This window comes from Parasphingomonas caseinilytica, from assembly GCF_036663755.1.
Lineage (GTDB): Bacteria > Pseudomonadota > Alphaproteobacteria > Sphingomonadales > Sphingomonadaceae > Sphingomonas.
In genome coordinates, this window is sequence record NZ_JAXOJL010000001.1 from 1,340,153 (window position 1) to 1,356,964 (window position 16,812).

The 16,812-nt window shown below is 63.4% G+C and carries 14 protein-coding genes and 1 pseudogene; 11 read left to right on the forward strand and 4 right to left on the reverse strand.

All coding sequences use genetic code 11. The annotated features are described in order from the left end of the window. Window positions 1-25: 25 nt before the first annotated feature. From clpA to U1738_RS06415, 4 genes are all read left to right on the forward strand, one after another. Window positions 26-2,341 (forward strand): ATP-dependent Clp protease ATP-binding subunit ClpA, encoded by a 2,316-nt coding sequence (clpA, locus tag U1738_RS06400; protein WP_332788168.1) that lies wholly within the window; start codon window positions 26-28, stop codon window positions 2,339-2,341. Window positions 2,342-2,563: 222 nt separating this feature from the next. Then, the gene (locus U1738_RS06405) at window positions 2,564-4,171 is read left to right on the forward strand and encodes a sensor domain-containing diguanylate cyclase (protein WP_332788169.1); all 1,608 of its coding nucleotides are present in this window, start codon (window positions 2,564-2,566) and stop codon (window positions 4,169-4,171) included. Between the two features lie 67 nt (window positions 4,172-4,238). Further along, complete coding sequence (locus U1738_RS06410) at window positions 4,239-4,436, forward strand: hypothetical protein (protein WP_332788170.1); 198 nt, start codon at window positions 4,239-4,241, stop codon at window positions 4,434-4,436. Between the two features lie 153 nt (window positions 4,437-4,589). Beyond that, window positions 4,590-6,197 (forward strand): long-chain-fatty-acid--CoA ligase, encoded by a 1,608-nt coding sequence (locus tag U1738_RS06415; RefSeq protein ID WP_443026985.1) that lies wholly within the window; start codon window positions 4,590-4,592, stop codon window positions 6,195-6,197. On the opposite strand, the gene U1738_RS06420 is transcribed toward U1738_RS06415, so the two are convergent. Continuing rightward, entirely contained in the window at window positions 6,157-6,924 is a 768-nt protein-coding gene (locus tag U1738_RS06420; protein WP_332788172.1) for a PAS domain S-box protein, read from the reverse strand. The two genes, U1738_RS06415 and U1738_RS06420, sit on opposite strands and share 41 nt — an antisense overlap. Before the next feature lie 196 nt (window positions 6,925-7,120). After that, window positions 7,121-7,444, reverse strand: coding sequence for a hypothetical protein (locus U1738_RS06425; RefSeq protein ID WP_332788173.1), 324 nt, complete (start codon window positions 7,442-7,444; stop codon window positions 7,121-7,123). A gap of 129 nt (window positions 7,445-7,573) precedes the next feature. Between U1738_RS06425 and U1738_RS06430 the strand changes: the two genes are divergently transcribed. The 6 genes from U1738_RS06430 (at window position 7,574) to U1738_RS06455 (ending at window position 12,569) form a co-directional block, all read left to right on the forward strand. Continuing rightward, on the forward strand, window positions 7,574-7,813 hold the full coding sequence (locus U1738_RS06430) for an exodeoxyribonuclease VII small subunit (protein ID WP_332788174.1): 240 nt from the start codon (window positions 7,574-7,576) through the stop codon (window positions 7,811-7,813). A 5-nt stretch (window positions 7,814-7,818) separates the two neighbouring features. Then, window positions 7,819-8,718: a polyprenyl synthetase family protein gene (locus U1738_RS06435; RefSeq protein ID WP_332788175.1), complete on the forward strand. Its 900-nt coding sequence runs from the start codon at window positions 7,819-7,821 to the stop codon at window positions 8,716-8,718. 109 nt (window positions 8,719-8,827) lie between these two features. Then, entirely contained in the window at window positions 8,828-9,334 is a 507-nt protein-coding gene (gene coaD, locus U1738_RS06440) for a pantetheine-phosphate adenylyltransferase (RefSeq protein ID WP_332788176.1), read from the forward strand. Between the two features lie 362 nt (window positions 9,335-9,696). After that, window positions 9,697-10,446 carry a peptidylprolyl isomerase gene (locus tag U1738_RS06445; RefSeq protein WP_443026986.1) on the forward strand — a complete coding sequence of 250 codons (750 nt, stop codon included), beginning with the start codon at window positions 9,697-9,699 and terminating at the stop codon, window positions 10,444-10,446. Between the two features lie 31 nt (window positions 10,447-10,477). Further along, the gene (gene queA, locus U1738_RS06450; RefSeq protein ID WP_332788177.1) at window positions 10,478-11,515 is read left to right on the forward strand and encodes a tRNA preQ1(34) S-adenosylmethionine ribosyltransferase-isomerase QueA; all 1,038 of its coding nucleotides are present in this window, start codon (window positions 10,478-10,480) and stop codon (window positions 11,513-11,515) included. Between the two features lie 724 nt (window positions 11,516-12,239). Further along, window positions 12,240-12,569, forward strand: a complete 330-nt coding sequence (locus U1738_RS06455) for a barstar family protein (protein ID WP_332788178.1) — start codon at window positions 12,240-12,242, stop codon at window positions 12,567-12,569. Between the two features lie 154 nt (window positions 12,570-12,723). Here the strand turns inward: U1738_RS06455 and U1738_RS06460 are convergent, their stop codons facing one another. Both U1738_RS06460 and U1738_RS06465 read right to left on the reverse strand, forming a co-directional pair. Next, the gene (locus tag U1738_RS06460; RefSeq protein ID WP_443026972.1) at window positions 12,724-14,025 is read right to left on the reverse strand and encodes a surface lipoprotein assembly modifier; all 1,302 of its coding nucleotides are present in this window, start codon (window positions 14,023-14,025) and stop codon (window positions 12,724-12,726) included. A gap of 45 nt (window positions 14,026-14,070) precedes the next feature. After that, window positions 14,071-15,810, reverse strand: a complete 1,740-nt coding sequence (locus U1738_RS06465) for a transferrin-binding protein-like solute binding protein (protein WP_332788180.1) — start codon at window positions 15,808-15,810, stop codon at window positions 14,071-14,073. A 669-nt stretch (window positions 15,811-16,479) separates the two neighbouring features. On the opposite strand from U1738_RS06465, the pseudogene U1738_RS06470 reads away from it, so the two are divergent. Continuing rightward, window positions 16,480-16,599: pseudogene (locus U1738_RS06470) on the forward strand (S-adenosylmethionine:tRNA ribosyltransferase-isomerase); the annotation flags it as partial. Window positions 16,600-16,812: the final 213 nt, after the last annotated feature.

Sequence of the window (16,812 nt, forward strand, 5' to 3'; positions counted from 1 at the left end):
CGGCCCCGCTTGGAGAACCTTCGAAATGCCATCTTTCGCCTCCGCGCTGGAAACCACGCTCCACAAGGCGCTCGAAGCCGCATCGTCGCGGCGCCACGAATATGCGACGCTCGAACATCTGCTGCTCGCGCTGATCGACGACGAACATGCCAGCAAGGTGATGATCTCCTGCGGCGTCGAACTCGAAGAGCTGAAGGCCACGGTCGGCCATTATCTCGATACCGAGCTGGAAGCCCTGAAGGTGGATGCCGCGACCGATCCGTCGCCGACCTCCGGCTTCCAGCGCGTCGTGCAGCGCGCGATCCTGCATGTGCAATCGTCGGGCCGCGACGAAGTGACCGGTGCGAACGTGCTGGTCGCTTTGTTCAGCGAACGCGAGAGCTACGCCGTCTATTTCCTGCAGCAGCAGGATATGAGCCGCCTGGATGCCGTCAGCTTCATCAGCCACGGCGTCGGCAAGGGTGGCGCGGCTCCCGAAACCCGCGAAGTGAAGGGTGCCGAGGAAGAGAAGCCGGCCAAGGGGCAGGAGAAGGGCAAGAGCGAAAGCGCGCTCAAGCAGTTCACCGTCGATCTCAACGAGAAGGCCAAGAACGGCAAGGTCGATCCGCTGATCGGTCGCGGGCCGGAGGTGGATCGCACGATCCAGATCCTGTGCCGTCGTTCGAAGAACAATCCGCTATATGTCGGCGATCCCGGCGTGGGCAAGACCGCGATCGCGGAGGGCCTGGCGCGCAAGATCATCGAGGGCGATGTGCCTGAGGTGCTGTTGCCGGCGGTGATCTATTCGCTCGACATGGGCGCATTGCTGGCCGGCACGCGCTATCGCGGCGATTTCGAGGAGCGGCTGAAGGCGGTCGTCAACGAACTCGAAAAGCTGCCCGACGCGATCCTGTTCATCGACGAGATCCACACCGTGATCGGCGCTGGCGCGACCAGCGGCGGTGCGATGGATGCCTCGAACCTGCTGAAGCCCGCTTTGTCGGGCGGCACGATCCGTTGCATCGGCTCGACCACCTACAAGGAGTTCCGCAACCACTTCGAGAAGGACCGCGCGTTGCTGCGGCGCTTCCAGAAGATCGACGTCAACGAACCGACGATCGAGGATACGATCAAGATCCTGGCCGGTTTGCGCTCCGCGTTCGAGAACCATCACAAGGTGAAATACACGCCGGACGCGATCAAGTCGGCGGTGGAACTCAGCGCGCGCTACATCAACGACCGCAAGCTGCCGGACAAGGCGATCGACGTGATCGACGAGGTCGGCGCGATGCAGATGCTGGTGCCGCCGAACAAGCGCAAGAAGACGATCACCACGCGCGAGATCGAACAGGTGATCGCGACCATGGCGCGCATTCCGCCGAAATCGGTTTCGACCGACGACACGAAGGCGCTGGAATCGCTCGAAACCGATCTGAAGCGCGTCGTGTTCGGGCAGAATGTCGCGATCGAGAAGCTGGCATCGGCGATCAAGCTGTCGCGTGCCGGTCTTCGCGATCCGGAAAAGCCGATCGGCAACTATCTGTTCACCGGCCCTACGGGTGTCGGCAAGACGGAAGTCGCCAAGCAGCTTGCCTCGATCATGGGCATTCCGCTCCAGCGCTTCGACATGTCGGAATATATGGAGCGCCATTCGGTCAGCCGGCTGATCGGTGCGCCTCCGGGCTATGTCGGGTTCGATCAGGGCGGGTTGCTGACCGATGCGATCGACCAGCAGCCGCATTCGGTGCTGCTGCTCGACGAGATCGAGAAGGCGCATCCGGACCTGTTCAACATCCTGTTGCAGGTGATGGACAATGGCCGTTTGACCGACCAGCACGGCAAGACGGTGGATTTCCGCAACGTCATCCTGATCATGACGACCAATGCCGGCGCATCCGACATGGCGCGCGAGACATTGGGCTTCGGGCAGCTCAGCCGCGAGGGCGAGGACGAGCAGGCGGTGCAGAAGATGTTCACGCCGGAATTCCGCAACCGCCTCGATGCGATCGTTCCGTTCGGTTATCTGCCGACCGAAGTGGTCGCCCGCGTGGTCGACAAGTTCATCCTGCAGCTCGAACTGCAGCTGGCCGACCGCAACGTGCACATCAATCTGGACGACGAATCGAAGACGTGGCTCACCGCCAAGGGTTATGACAAGCTCTATGGCGCGAGGCCGATGGGCCGCCTGATCCAGGAGAAGATCAAGCAGCCGCTGGCCGAGGAATTGCTGTTCGGCAAGCTGGTCCATGGCGGCGAGGTGACGGTGAAGATGAAGGACGGCGCATTGTCGTTCGAGATCACGCCCGCCGCGCCCAAGAAGCCGCGCAAGAAGGGCAAGGCTGAAATCGCCGACGCCAAATAACGCTGGACGCAGGGCATAAAGAGGCTGGGGTGGAGCGATCCACCCCGGCTTTTTTGTGTGGCACGCGCACCCTGTGCGATGGTTGCGTGCGCGTTTACCCAATCTTCGTTCACCGCGATCTAGACAAAGCGCATGGTGCGCATCTGCTTATGGATTCTGATCTGCGGTCTCTTCGCGAGCACCACCGCGCCACCCGCGTCTGCGCAAGGACTGGCGGGTACGGTGGGGATTCCGCTGCACCTTTGTGTGCTGCGCGACGCGCCGGGCCTGACGGCGGCGCACGTGCTGAAGACGCCGGCCGGATTCGATTGCTCCACACCGCAGCCGAAATTCGGGCCGGGCGATTATTGGGTGATCAGCCATCCCCTGCCTGCGGGTTTGTCGCACAATCGCCTGATGGTGCGCCAGGCGAGCGTCTGGCAGCAGCGAATGACGCTCCATGCGCTCTATCCCGGCGGCCGGATCGCCTCACTTGAGACCGACGGGAAGGGTGCGACGCGACATCTGCAACTCGGCGCGATCGTCGAACGGTGGTTGCCGCGTAGCGACACCCGCCCGGTGCGTCTGTTATGGCATGTCGAGGGATCGGCGAATTTGCGCGGCATCGTCATCGCGCCGACGATTGCGACGAGCAGCCAGTCGGCGCGGTCGAACACGATCATGAGCGCCGTCTATGCCGGATTCGCCGGCGTGTGCATCGCGCTGTTGCTCTATAATCTCGGCTTGGCGCGCGCGCTGCGGCAGGCGTTCTTCCCCTTCTATTGCCTGATGATGGTCGGGATGCTGCTCTACGCCTTCTCGTCCTCGGGCGCGCTCGCCTGGGCGCTGCCCGGCATCGACAACAATGCGCGGCTCGGCATGAATTACGTCTTTCTCTCGGCGACGGGCGTCGCGGCGATCAATTTCCTGCGCCACTTCTTCGAACCGCACGTCATCTCCCCCAGGCTCGGACGGATGGTGCGCGCCGCATCGCTGGCCGTCGCGCTGCCGGCGATGGGCGTGGCGCTGTTCGCGCCGTGGCAGAGATGGGCGTTCGACATGGCCTTCATGCTGGGCTTCGTGCTGCTGCTCGCCACGGTCGTGCCGATCCTCGTTTCGGCATGGCTGCGCAAGAGCCAGTATCTGTGGCTCTTCATCGTGGCGTGGAGCGTGCCGATCGCGCTCGCGGCGATGCGCGTCGCGTTCGGGCTGAACCTGATCGGCTATCATTTCTGGCTCGATAATTCGACGATCCTGTCGATGATCTTCGAGGCGTTGCTCTCCAGTCTCGCCATCGCCTACCGCATCCTGCTGATCACCCGCGAGCGCGACGTGGCGCGCGAACAGGAGATCGCCGCGCGGCTGCTCGCCGATGCCGATCCGCTGACCGGGCTGATGAACCGCCGCGCCTTCCTGCGCGAGGCGATCGGGCGCGAAGGCGAACAGCAATTGCTGATTCTCGACATCGACAATTTCAAGGGCGTCAACGAAACGATCGGCCATGATGGCGGGGACGAGGTGCTGCGTCTGGTCGCCCGCATCCTGCGCATCGCCAGCCACCCGCAGGCGCTGGTGGCGCGGATCGGCGGCGAGGAATTCGCCATCGTTTCGGGGCCGGGCGAGCCGGTCGATGCGGACCACATCCTCGCCGCCCTGCGCGCCGCGCGCATGCCGTACGACCTGACCGTGACGGCGAGTGTCGGGCTGCATCGCGGCACCCTGCAGCGCGAGACGGACTGGAAGGCGATGTACTGCGCCGCCGATTTCGCCTTGTTCGAGGCCAAGGCAGCGGGGCGGGACCGGGTGCGCGGCAAGGATACCCCGACTTTTCCATCCGCGATCGCCGCCTGACCCCAAGCTTGCCGCGCTTCGGCGAATTCGTTACGGTACAGGCTTAACGCCAACCCGAGGAGCCGGCGTGCGCCAACGTCGTATCACCGGCCTGATCTTCGCCGCCGCCCTGTTCGTCGTGCTGGCGGTGCGCCATCCCAGCGCCGACATCCGCATTCTGACGCACGATTCGAACGACCGTTCGCCGGCCCGGGTGCAGGCGGCGATCGATCTGGGCGTGGTGGCGATTTCGGTGCTGGTCACCTGGACGAAACGGCTGGTTTGAGCCGAAAACACCGGCTTGCAGGCGTTCGATCGCTTGCTTACACGAATGTAAATGACCGACCCGATCTCTGCTCTCGCTTCCGACTGCGTCTCCGCGTGGACAGAAGCCTATCGCCACCCCACCCCGTGGCAGACGGAATTTCCCCCGCTGTCGATGGTCGAGATGTTCGACACCGCCGCCGCCCGCGCCGGCACCGCGCCGCTGATCGATTTCCTCGGACGGCATTACAGCTATGCCGAGACGCTGGACGGCGCGAACCGCGTCGCGGCGGGGCTGGCGGCGCCGGGCTATGGGCCAGGCGACCGGATCGGCCTGTTCCTGCCCAATGTGCCGCATTACCTCGCGGCCTATTACGGCATCCTGAAACTCGGCGCGACGGTGGTGAACTTCTCGCCGCTCTACACGGTCGACGAACTGGCGCATCAGGTCGCGGATTCGGGCACGAAATTGCTGTTCACCGTCTCGGCCAAGGCGGTGCTGCCGACCGCGCTGAAGGTGCTGGAAAGAAGCGGGCTGGAACGCCTGATCGTCGGATCGGTCGCCGGCGCGCTGCCGCCGACCAAGTCGCTGCTCTACCGCCTGTTCAAGCGCAAGGAGACCGCCGAGCGGCCCGACGATCCGCGCATCATCGCCTTTTCGAAACTGATCGCCAATAACGGCCGGCACGCCGCGCCCGCGATCGACCCGGAAGCGACGATCGCGCTGATCCAATATACCGGCGGCACCACCGGCGTGCCCAAGGGCGCGATGCTCAGCCACCAGAATCTGTCCGCCAATGCGCGGCAGGTGATGGGCATCGATCCACATGCCGGCGAGGAGGATCGCATCCTCGGCGTGCTGCCGCTGTTCCACGTCTTCGCCAACACCTGCGTGCTCAATCGCACCGTGCTGAACGGCGGGTGCATCGTGATGCTGCCGCGCTTCGATGCGGGCCAGGTGCTGGCCGCGTTGCAGCGGACCAGGGCCACCGCCTTGCCCGGCGTGCCGACCATGTATCAGGCGCTCCTCGATCATCCCAAGGCGGCGAGCACCAATTTCGGATCGCTGCGCGTCTGCATCTCGGGCGGCGCACCGCTGTCGGCGGAATTGAAGGCGAAGTTCGAGGCCGTCACGGGCGCGACGGTGGTCGAGGGGTACGGCCTGTCGGAAAGCTCCGGTGTGGTCTCGGCCAACCCCTACGAGGCGGAAGGCAAGGCCGGCACAATCGGCCAGCCCCTGCCCGCGACCGAGATCCGGCTGGTCGACAAGGGCGATCCGACGCAACCTGCGCCGGACGGCGAGCCGGGCGAGCTGGTGATCCGGGGGCCGCAGATCATGCAGGGTTATTGGGGCCGCCCCGATGCCGACAACGAAGTGTTCGTAGATGGCTGGCTGCGCACCGGCGATGTCGGCACGATCGACGCCGACGGCTTCGTGCGCATCGTCGATCGCCTGAAGGACATGATCGCGGTTAGCGGTTTCAAGGTCTTTCCGAGTCAGATCGAGGCGATTCTTCACCATCATCCGGCGGTGAAGGAGGCGATGGTGATCGGCCTGCCCGATGCCTATCGCGGCGAACAGCCCCGCGCCTATGTCACGCTGAACGAAGGCATGAATGCGACGGGCGAGGACTTGCGCGACTGGCTCAACCCGCAAATCGGCCGGCACGAACGTGTGGACGAAGTTGTCATCCGCCTGAACATGCCCAAGACGATGATCGGCAAGCTGAGCCGCAAGGATCTTATCGCGGAAGTGATAGCCGAGATGGCACCTGCGGGCTGATCGCACACACGCCGGCCAGCTTGGCCAGGCGGTGCGACAGATACCGTTCGAGCCGGCCGTGCGCATCGGCGGTGAGGCGATAGACCGGCGCGGCCTCGTCGCCGGATTCGAGGTCGAACATCCCCTCGGACGCCAGCCCCCGCCCCCAACGCAATGCGGCGGCCGGCGCGATCCGCGCCGCGCGGGCCATCGCCGCGATATCCAAAGTGCGGCCCTCCGCCTCGGCGATATAGGCCCTCAGCAGCAGATCCCAGGCCGGGTTGGCGAACAATATCGGGCCGAACGCGTCCTCCCGCTCGGCGCGGGTTTCGCACAGGAAGCGCGCCTGGGCGAGCAATGCGCCGGGATCGACATCGTCCGCCGGATGCGCGATCGGCCGGAACGTCGCGACGATCGCCGGCGTCGCATCGGAAAATTCGACCTGCGTGGTGCTCTGTTCGACCCACACGACCGACCCGTCGCCGCGCTGCATGCGCTTGCGTACGGTGAAGGGCTGACCGGTCCGCCGCAACCGGCTCATGCCCGCGAGGCAGGCCGGGCGATCGTCCGGCACGGTCACGTCCAGCACGCCGCGACCGATCATCGACTCCGCGTCCGCGCGCATGATCGTGCAGAATCCCGCATCGAGCCCGAGCATCTCGCCGCGCTGGCCGAGCATGACATGGCCGATTTCGCTCGATTTCGTAATGGTCCGGCTCCTCGATGCCCGCCCCAGACATCCCCGCACCCCCTGTTTAATGCGATGGCGCGCGGATGCAAAGCGCCCGTCGTGGGTGATCTACTCTCCCGTCACCCCGGACTTGATCCGGGGTCCCGCTTCTTGCCAGCGTTCGAGAAGAAGCGGGACCCCGGCTCAAGGCCGGGGCGACGATAACGGAAGCAAGTCGAAACGATGATCCGCGATCATCACCAACCCCGGGCGTTCAATAAAGCCCGCGCACCAACAGCGGATCGAGGCTGATGCCGTCATGCTGCGCGCGCAAATCATCGAGTTCGGCGCGGGTGCGTTCGAATTCGGGCAGCGGCACCCAGAAGCGGATGCCATCGACCGGCGCATCAAAGGCTTCGGCGTCGTCGCGGCGACCGCGTTCGGCGAGTTTGTCGATCAGCCCCGCCAGCCGGACGAATTGTTCGCGGCTGATCCGCACCGTGCCGCCGGGTTGCAACTCCGCCAGCGCCGCCTGCATGCGCGCCTGCTCCGCATGTGCGGCGGCCAACAATGCCTGATCGTCGCGGTTCGGCTCCATGCCGGCATGTTAGCCCGAACGTCGTTAACGACGCGTAACCATCTTCGGGCCGCTCGGTCGGCGACTTAACGCAAAACGGCTGCGACCTATCCTTGACCCCCCTCGCCCGCACAGGCCATAGCGCAAGGCATGGAACCTCCCGTCGAAGACCTGTCGTTCGAGGCCGCGCTGCGGGAACTCGAACAAATCGTCAGCCGCCTCGAATCCGGTGACGAACCGCTGGACGGCGCGATTGCCCTGTACGAACGCGGCGACCGCCTGCGGTTGCGCTGCAAGGAGCGACTCGACGCGGCGCAGGCCCGGATCGAGGCGATCCGCACCGATGCCGAGGGCCGCGCCGCCGGCACGCAGCCGTTCGTGGCGGGCTGAGCGCGATGGCTGCCCCCTCCCCCGCGCTGAAGGCCGCCCTCGCCGAGGTCGCGGCGGATATCGATCGCCGCTTCGATACGCTGCTCGCCGTGCCGGACGATCCCCGTGCCGATCTGTACCGTGCGATGCGCCACGCCGCGATCGGCGGCGGCAAGCGCCTGCGTCCGATGCTGGTCAGCGCCACCGCGCAGCTCTTCGCGGTCGATCGCGATTGCGCCGGGCGTGCCGGCCTCGCGCTGGAATGCATCCACGTTTACTCGCTGATCCACGACGATCTGCCGGCGATGGACGATGACGACATGCGCCACGGCAAGCCCAGCACGCACAAGGCATTCGACGAGGCGACCGCGATTCTGGCCGGCGATTGCCTGCACGCGCTGGCGTTCGAGGTGCTGGCCGATCCGCTGACCCATGCCGACCCGTACGTCCGCGTCGAACTGCTCGCCGATCTGTCGCGCGCGTCCGGCCCGAACGGCATGGCCGGCGGGCAGATGATGGATCTGCAGGCCGAGAAATCGAGCTTCGACCTGCCGACCGTCACCAAATTGCAGGCGATGAAGACCGGCGCGCTGATCGCCGCCGCGGTCGAGGCCGGAGCGATCCTCGGTCGCCTGCCGATCGAGGGCCGCCGCCACCTGCGCGGCTATGCCCGCGATCTCGGCCTGGCGTTCCAGATCGCCGACGACATCCTCGACGTCGAGGGCAATGAGGAACTGGCCGGCAAGGCGCTGCGCAAGGACGAGAATGCCGGCAAGGAGACGTTCCTGTCGCTGCTCGGCCTCGATCGCGCGCGTGAACAGGCCCGCATGCTGGTCGATCAGGCGATCGCGCATCTCGCCGGCTATGGCCCCGAAGCCGATCTGCTGCGCGACATCGCGCGATACGTGACGGCGCGGGATCATTGATAACTATCGTCACCCCGGCGCAGGCCGGGGCCGCTATGAGGCGGGTACGGACCGTGCCCCCCAGCGCCCCCGGCCTGCGCCGGGGTGACGGACTTGGGGAGAAGATGACATGACCACCCGCATCGGCGTCTATCCCGGCACGTTCGATCCGATCACGCTCGGCCATATGGACATCATCCGGCGCGGTGCGAAGCTGGTCGATCGGCTGGTCGTCGGCGTCACCACCAATGCCTCCAAATCGCCGATGTTCGGGATCGAGGAACGCATGGCGACAGTGCGGCGCGAAGTGGCGGGCGTGGATGGCGATATTGCGGTGGTCAGCTTCGATTCGCTGCTGATGGATTTCGCCGAGGCACAGGGCGCGCGCGTGATCGTCCGCGGCCTGCGCGCGGTTGCCGATTTCGAATACGAATATCAGATGGCCGGTATGAACCAGCAGATCAATCCGCGCGTCGAGACCGTCTTCCTGATGGCCGATGTCGCGCTGCAGCCGATCGCCAGCAAGCTGGTCAAGGAAATCGCGCTCTACGGCGGCGACATTCGCAAGTTCGTGCCGCCGCTGGTGTCCGACGAGGTGATCGCGCGAGTAAATGAGATCGGCCGCAAGGGCGGCTAGGAACCGTCACAATTCTCCCCTTCCTTTCGCACGTATAACACCGTCATCCCCGCGCAGGCGGGGATCCATAAGCTCTGACGCCGTTTACGAAGCGAGAGGTAAGCCAGTATGGATTCCCGCCTGCGCGGGAATGACGAAGACGGGTCTGAATGGAATAAGTACCGACTTGTTCCGGGGCGACGATTCCCGTGATGACCGGCCCTCTAAATCGCCAACCACCGACCGTCGCGGACGGGCCAGGCGCGGATCATAACTTTAACGCTTCGTCCCCGCGACTTCACGTTGGCGGGGCGGCGGATTTGCTCTAGACGCGTCGCCACTGCCGGTATTTTCGCGGGGATATGATGCGTTCGATGACCAGAATGTTTGCGTTTGCGGGCGCGCTGATCGCTGCCGTGCTGGCCGGCCCGGCGCTGGCGCAAAAGGCCCCCGAAAAGGCCAAGCCGCTGGAGCATGTCGAGGCCCCGACCGTGTTCGCGCCCCGCCTTGCGCCGGCCTCCGCGACCGATCCCGAAAACCTGCTCTATCTCGATCTGTCGACCGGCGGGCGCGTGATCATCTGGCTGCGGCCCGATGTCGCGCCGCACATGGTCGAGCGCATCAAGTCCCTCACCCGCCAGCATTTCTATGACGGCCTGCTGTTCCACCGCGTGATCGACGGCTTCATGGCGCAGGGCGGCGATCCCAAGGGCGACGGCACCGGCGGATCGACGCTGCCCGACGTGAAGGCCGAGTTCAATTACCTGCCGCACGTGCGCGGCGCGGTGTCCGCGGCGCGCTCCGACAAGGAGGACAGCGCCAACAGCCAGTTCTTCATCGTCTTCCAGCCGCGCCTCAGCCTCGACAAGAAATACACCGTGTTCGGCCGCGTGATCGACGGCATGCAATATGTCGATGCGATCGAACGCGGCGAGCCGCCGGCGAACCCGTCGCGCATCCTGCACGCTTATGTGGCGGCGGATTCGCCCCCGGCCTATGTCGCGGCACCGGCAGCGCCTTTGCCCACGCTCGGCGGACCTGCGAAGCTGCCCGGCGCCGGTGCGGCGACGGTCTCGAAGACGCCGATCAAGCCCAAGCTCGCGCCGAAGCCGGTGCCCGCGAAGAAGAAGTGAGGCGACCCGCCCCGCGGGGCGGGATTGAGCAATGAACGTCGATCTGTTCGATTTCGATCTGCCGCCGGAGCGGATCGCGCTGCGCCCGGCCGCGCCACGCGATTCCGCGCGCATGCTGGTGCTCGACGGAGCCGGGCCTGACGGCATCACACGCGATCTGTCGGTCGGCGATCTGCCCGGCCAGTTGCGACGCGGCGATCTGCTCGTGTTCAACGACACCCGCGTGATTCCGGCGCAGCTCGAAGGGCGCAAGGGCGACGCGAAAATCGGCGCGACGCTGCACAAGCGCGAGGGACCACGCCGCTGGCGCGCGTTCGTCCGCAACGGGCGTCGCTTGCGCGACGGTGACGCGATCGATTTCGGCAATGAAGTCTCCGCCACCGCATCGGACAAAGCGGAGGATGGCAGCTTCATGCTGACCTTCGCGGGCGACGAGCCGGTCGAGCTTTTGCTCGAACGTGCCGGCCGCATGCCCCTGCCGCCCTATATCGCCGCCAAGCGCCCGACCGACGCGCAGGACGCCGAGGATTACCAGACGATGTTCGCGGCGGAAAAGGGTGCCGTCGCCGCGCCCACCGCCGCGTTGCACTTCACGCCGGGGTTGATGGCAGCACTCGACGCCGCCGGGATCGGCCATGCTACGCTCACGTTACACGTTGGCGCGGGCACCTTCCTGCCGGTCAAGGTCGAGGATACCGACGCGCACAAGATGCACGCCGAATGGGGCCGCATCGACGCCGCCACCGCCGATCGCCTCAACGCCACCCGCGCCGCCGGCGGCCGCGTCATCGCCGTCGGCACCACCAGCCTGCGCCTGATTGAAAGCGCCACCGGCGACGATCAACTGGCTCATCCCTTCGAAGGCGACACCGCCATCTTCATCACGCCCGGCTACCGCTTCAAGGGCGTGGACGGACTCATGACTAATTTCCACCTGCCGCGATCGACCCTGTTCATGCTGGTCTCGGCGCTGATGGGCGTGGATAGGATGAAAGCGGCTTACGCTTACGCCATTGAAAATCATTACCGATTTTACTCTTACGGGGACGCGTCGCTGCTCCTTCCGTAAGGCGCCTTCGGTAGGTTTAGGTGGGAGCCTTTTGAAAGCCGTTTCCGGTGGGCGTCGCGTGGGTGCCTTGGTGGAAGGGAACTCAAATGGCCGACCACGACTTACCGCTTAAAGTGGCTTTGGCGCTAACCTCGCCTTCGCAAGGCGGGAGTCACAGTTCCGAGACCTGTAAGCGCACCAACTTCTTTATGCCATATCCACAAGGGATCCAGCGGCGATCGAGGTAGGGTCGTTGTGGTTTGGGAGCCCACGTGGGTACTCCCTGCGGCCGCCTCGATTTAGAAATGACGGGCCGGCGGGCACTCGGAGTGCTTCGTAGCGGTCAGGTGGCACTGGGGCACGCCGTGCTCCTCATCCCGGTCGCTCGCATCTTTGGGATCGCCTACGAAGTGCTCGCGCTTACTTGTCTCCGCGAGAAACTAGCGACGAAAGATGATCCGGGCGGCCAGTCTCTCCCGCCACGGCTGTACAGCGCCGCAGCTGATCAATCCGATTGCCTCTTCAGCTGCACTGAGAGCACTTCTCAGCCAACTTAACTGGTCGTTGGTTGATAGGCTTGTTATGGAAGCGCGCTGTGAGCTCGCCGCCGCTGCCGCGAAGGTTGCAAGTTGCGGAGGCTATTTCTCCAATACGCCCAAAGCCAGACGTTTAGGCATTGGAGCGAGTTGCTCCTAAGCCGGCATTGATCCAGCATGGTGGTTCCCAAAGCTAGGAAGCGAGAGCTATGAACGTCGTCAAACTCGATGCCCGACATTGGAAGACGCCACCTGATTTTTACAACGCTCTCCTACGGAAGCTGGGGGCTCCGGACTGGCATGGAGAAAGCATACCTGCTCTGATCGACTCCATGATCGTCGGAGATATAAACGAAGTAACATTGCCATTGCGCATCGAGGTGACAGGTTTGGACAAGGCAAGCGAGGTGGCCGTTGATGAACTGATCGAGGCGTTCTCCGCACTTTGCCGATATGGAGCCGTGACGCATATCACTTCCGATCAAGCGTCCTTGGAGATTGCCGATAACGTGTCCGCTTTCCTTGATGACCGCCCCTAAGCAGCCGTTCAGCTTTCCACCACAATGCGACATTCCGTGCGCTCGGCCGCCTTTCCGAAAGCGGACAGGCCAGAAACGCCCCAATTGTCGCCGTTCCAGCGTGTTGACGTGCTTGCCGGTTAGCCGCCTTTCGTTCACCCGATCGATCCTCTTTTCAAAAGGCGCGCGTGACGCCAAATTCAACTGAAGCGCGCCGATAATCGTAGATGCCGACGGTCGAGCGATTATGTTCGTAGGCCAAGCGCATTACCGGGGCGAGGCCCGCGAGGGAAAGCTTGCGGAAAGATGCTCCGATTCCGATCCGTGCAAAATCGTCTGTCCTCGAACGCAGATAGAGAAATAGGCGCTCGTCCGAGCCGAGATGGCGATAGCTCAGCGTCCCGTAAATGGTTGCCCGCCCCAAATCGCGCCACAACAGGGCCGAGCCTCCTCCCGACCGCGTAGCATAGCCGGGATTGTTCGCAGACTGGCGATCGGCCGACAGGGTCAGGCTCGCTCCGAAGCGCGGCGTGAACGCGCGTTCGACCGTGAGCGCGCCATTGTAGAGAGCGCCGCTCTGTAAATCATTCAGGGCATAACGCGACTGCGCGCCCGATAAATCGACCTGTATCTGGCCACGCCTGCCAACTGCATGAGTCCAGTTTACCGTGCCGCCCAGCGTCTGCGCATAGAGGGCGCCGCCATAATACCGGTTCGACGCGATCGCGGCGGGCTGGATGCGATCCTTGCCTGTGTTGAGCGTCACATCCGGCCCGGCGGCCAACGACACCGAGACGTCGTTGAAGCGCCCTTGCTGATACAAATTGGCGCTGGCCGAGACGCGGCCGAGCATGGAGATAGTTGAGCCCAACGCCTGCCGAACATAACCCTGCCCACCGAGTTTCACGCCGAGACCCGATCGCTCTCGTGCATCGCGATCCAGCGTCAACGGAGCGATGACCGTGTCGAGCGTCTTCGCGCTCGTCGCCCGGTTGATATTGCTGTCCGGCGCGAGGGCGAGTTCGATTGAACCCCCGAAATGTTTGGTCGAGCGCAACGCATTGGCGAACTGATCGACGACGGTCGCGACGTCTTGCGGCAGCCCGGCCGACTGTGCCTGTCGCAACTGTCGTCGGGCACCATCGGGATCACCCATCAGTGTCAACGCCCGAGCAAGTTCGAGCCGAACGCGCGCGGCCCCGGGCTTTTCGTCGAGCAATTTGCGAAAGACCAGAGCGGCGTCCCGATAACGCTTTTGACCGGCGAGTATCATGCCCAGACGAAAGCGCGCCTCGGTCCGGATTTCGAGGTCCGGATCACGGGTAAGGGCTAGGTAGAGCGCTTCGGCTTCGGCCGAGCGATCTTCACGCAACGCGCGGTCAGCCAGCGCGAAGACCTCCACCGCCTGCAATTTTTGCGTCTGCACCGCCGTGTCGTCACACACGCTCGCACTTTGCAGGGCGATCGGCAAAATCACCGCAGCAAGCGATGACACTGAAATTGGCAATAGCATGCCGTGTGGCTACTGCCGTTTCGCGACCGTGGCGCCGACAATGGACAATGTATCCGCCGCCCCTTGCAAGCCGGTCTGCAGCGCGAATGTCGCCGCGATCTCTTCGCCGTCTGGTCCGTAAAATTGCGGTGTGATCGAACCCAACGCACCGGCCGAACCTGCTGGCCCTGACAGATTGGTTGTGATCAACTGCCCATAAGCCAGCCTGTCGGCGAAGGTCCAACTTCCTAGGTCACGAGTGCCGCCCGTAGCCTTCGTCGCGGTCAACTGCAGCGATCCATTGTAATTCTGTGCGCTGAAATCCACGCCGAAACGGGACGTCCCGGAAACATCGTACAATGCGCCGTCCGGTGTCGCCCCGGCCCCATGCGCCACACCGCTATAGCTTGCGGTTCCGGTCCGCCGCGAAAGCAGATCTCGGGGCGTGGTGATGCCATAAGCGAAATAGACACGTCCATCGAACGAATCATAGCCCGATGCCGCACCACCGGCCCAGCTGCCGAACCCGGCATAGGTCAATGCCAGTTCCGAATTGGTCGATCCCGGCTTGAACAGGGACAGCGTGGTCGTCGTGCCGTTCACGGTTTTGCTGTACGTGACGTAATTGGCACGACCGTCGGCGACCTGATCGCTCGCCAGAAATGTCGAATTGGAATAACTTGAATTGCCCGGAACGAATGAAACGCTCCCATCTTTTCGGCGCGTAACTTGTCCGATCAACGTGCTGTAGTTGATCGCCTTGCCGCCCGTCCGGGCAGGAGCGATCGAAAGCATCGCTTGGCTGGTGTAGAAGAGTTGGTCCGCGACATAGTTGGTGATCGACACGTTGACCGCAGGAACGGTGCCGCTGGATTGACCGGTGAATGATCCCGTCACGGCGGCTCCGGTGCCATTGTCGGCGCTGAACGACGCCCCGAGCTCCTCCGCGCCAGGACCGTAGAAACGACCGGCGATAGTGCCCGACATCGTAGCGTAGGTGTCGCTGTAGGTCACATTTCCGGTGAAGTGATTGTCGCTTCCCAAATGTCCGCCGGCCGTCAACTGAATGCCTCCGCCGCTCTGCGCGCGAGCACTGGTCAATTCATATTCGTATACATAAGCCGAACTGACGAACGTACCGAGCGCCAGATCGATATTAAAGGTTCCGGCTCCGGTGAAGGCGAGCGGAGCCTTACCCGGAATAGTGACGAAGCCGAAATTGTCGGTGACGTATCCTGCACTACCGGTACGGGGCACTGCGCCGCTAGCGGTTTCCAAACCATAGACGAAAGAGTCGAGAGTAGTGTTTTGAATGCCTGCGGACGAGGTATTACGTTGCCAGTATCCGAGGCCCGCATACCGGTTCGTCGTAGTGCCGCTATACGGCGTCGTCACCAGCGTGAGATAGTCGTTACTCGTGCCATTATTCTTAATGTAGCGCGTCTCTCCCACGGTCGTGCTGGCCTGAGCGTCCGTCGGCTGGAATGTCTGCGATCGTCCGGTAGTCGTCACGGTGTAGCTGCGCGCAGATGCATCGTAGCTGACCTGGATCGAGGATGGCGTCGTCCTTGCGCTGGTGATCGTCTTCGCGGTCAGATCAATGGCCGTGGTCGCACTTGCACCATCTACCGCAAAGACCTGATTGGCCTGCAGGTTGGTGATCGTCGAATTGGCGGGTGTCGGGGTCGGGGTCGGTGTGGGTGTTGGCGTCGGAATTGGGGCGATGCTTGATGGGCTGCCAACACCGCCGCCCCCGCCACATGCCGCCAATCCAAGGCACGCGACGCCAGTCGCCCAAAGTTCGATTCGACCCCACCGCATACAGACCCCTCCGCTTTTTGTAGCGATAGCATGTTGATTTTCGACGTCAATTAAGCTCCGCACCTAACTCTCGGCCGGTCGGAAAGATAGTTTTCACGGTGGGATTTTCGATTGGTGCCTTCCGCGCACGGTACGTTCGGAGTTGCGAGTTGAAGACCCGACATTGTTATGGATCACCGAAATCTTTTCCGCAGGTCTGCTTGTCGTCTATCTCTGACAATTCCGGGCGGCGTGAGGGGATGAGCCATCAGGTGCTTTGACGGCACTTTCCACGACAATCGGACATTTCGCTGCGTTCAAACCGGCACCCGGATTGCTCGATAAGGTAAAGCGGTGCCCAGGTAACCGCCGAGGGTCTGAGGGTGGCTACCGGGACGCCCGCCCTCTCGCATCCATGCATTTTAAACGCAAATCGGGATGGCGGTCACCATTCAGACGAGTGGCGGATGGTAGGCCAGTTGCGGGATTTGGACTGAGCTAAAGCGCTTTGCATAGGAAACGCCGTCGCCGATCATCCCGGCCAAATTTTGGATTTTGGTGGGTGAAGATTTTCGACGCCGATCGTTTTAAGCACCTAACGCATGTATTTTATAGGAAATTACCGAGTCTACTCTAAATCTGTTCATGTTGGTCTCAGCGCTGATGGGACGGGAGCGGATGCAAGCGGCTTACGCTCATGCCATTGAGCATGGTTACCGATACTACTCCTACGGGGACGCGTCGCTGCTCTTGCCTTGAAACGCCCTTAATAGGTCCAGCGGCCGGGCCAATCCCGCCCGGTCTGCCGGAGCCGCCGAAGATGGCACGGCTTGCGCCCGATGTTCAGCGTTTTGTGGCCGCGTCGATGATGGCGCGGCGCTTTGGAGAGGATTGGCCGGTAAAATCGTGCTGTCCCCAGCTACCGTATCGGGTGGTCGGCCCGGTGGTATTATAGAGCATGAGCGGGCCGGT

What these genes read in the sequence shown, in the direction of transcription:
- U1738_RS06455 (WP_332788178.1), top strand. Translation starts at nt 12,240, where the DNA reads ATGAACGTCGTCAAACTCGATGCCCGACATTGGAAGACGCCACCTGAT.
- U1738_RS06415 (WP_443026985.1), top strand. Translation starts at nt 4,590, where the DNA reads ATGGTCGAGATGTTCGACACCGCCGCCGCCCGCGCCGGCACCGCGCCG.
- coaD (WP_332788176.1), top strand. Translation starts at nt 8,828, where the DNA reads ATGACCACCCGCATCGGCGTCTATCCCGGCACGTTCGATCCGATCACG.
- U1738_RS06430 (WP_332788174.1), top strand. Translation starts at nt 7,574, where the DNA reads ATGGAACCTCCCGTCGAAGACCTGTCGTTCGAGGCCGCGCTGCGGGAA.
- U1738_RS06435 (WP_332788175.1), top strand. Translation starts at nt 7,819, where the DNA reads ATGGCTGCCCCCTCCCCCGCGCTGAAGGCCGCCCTCGCCGAGGTCGCG.
- U1738_RS06425 (WP_332788173.1), bottom strand. Translation starts at nt 7,444, where the DNA reads ATGGAGCCGAACCGCGACGATCAGGCATTGTTGGCCGCCGCACATGCG.
- queA (WP_332788177.1), top strand. Translation starts at nt 10,478, where the DNA reads ATGAACGTCGATCTGTTCGATTTCGATCTGCCGCCGGAGCGGATCGCG.
- U1738_RS06445 (WP_443026986.1), top strand. Translation starts at nt 9,697, where the DNA reads ATGTTTGCGTTTGCGGGCGCGCTGATCGCTGCCGTGCTGGCCGGCCCG.
- clpA (WP_332788168.1), top strand. Translation starts at nt 26, where the DNA reads ATGCCATCTTTCGCCTCCGCGCTGGAAACCACGCTCCACAAGGCGCTC.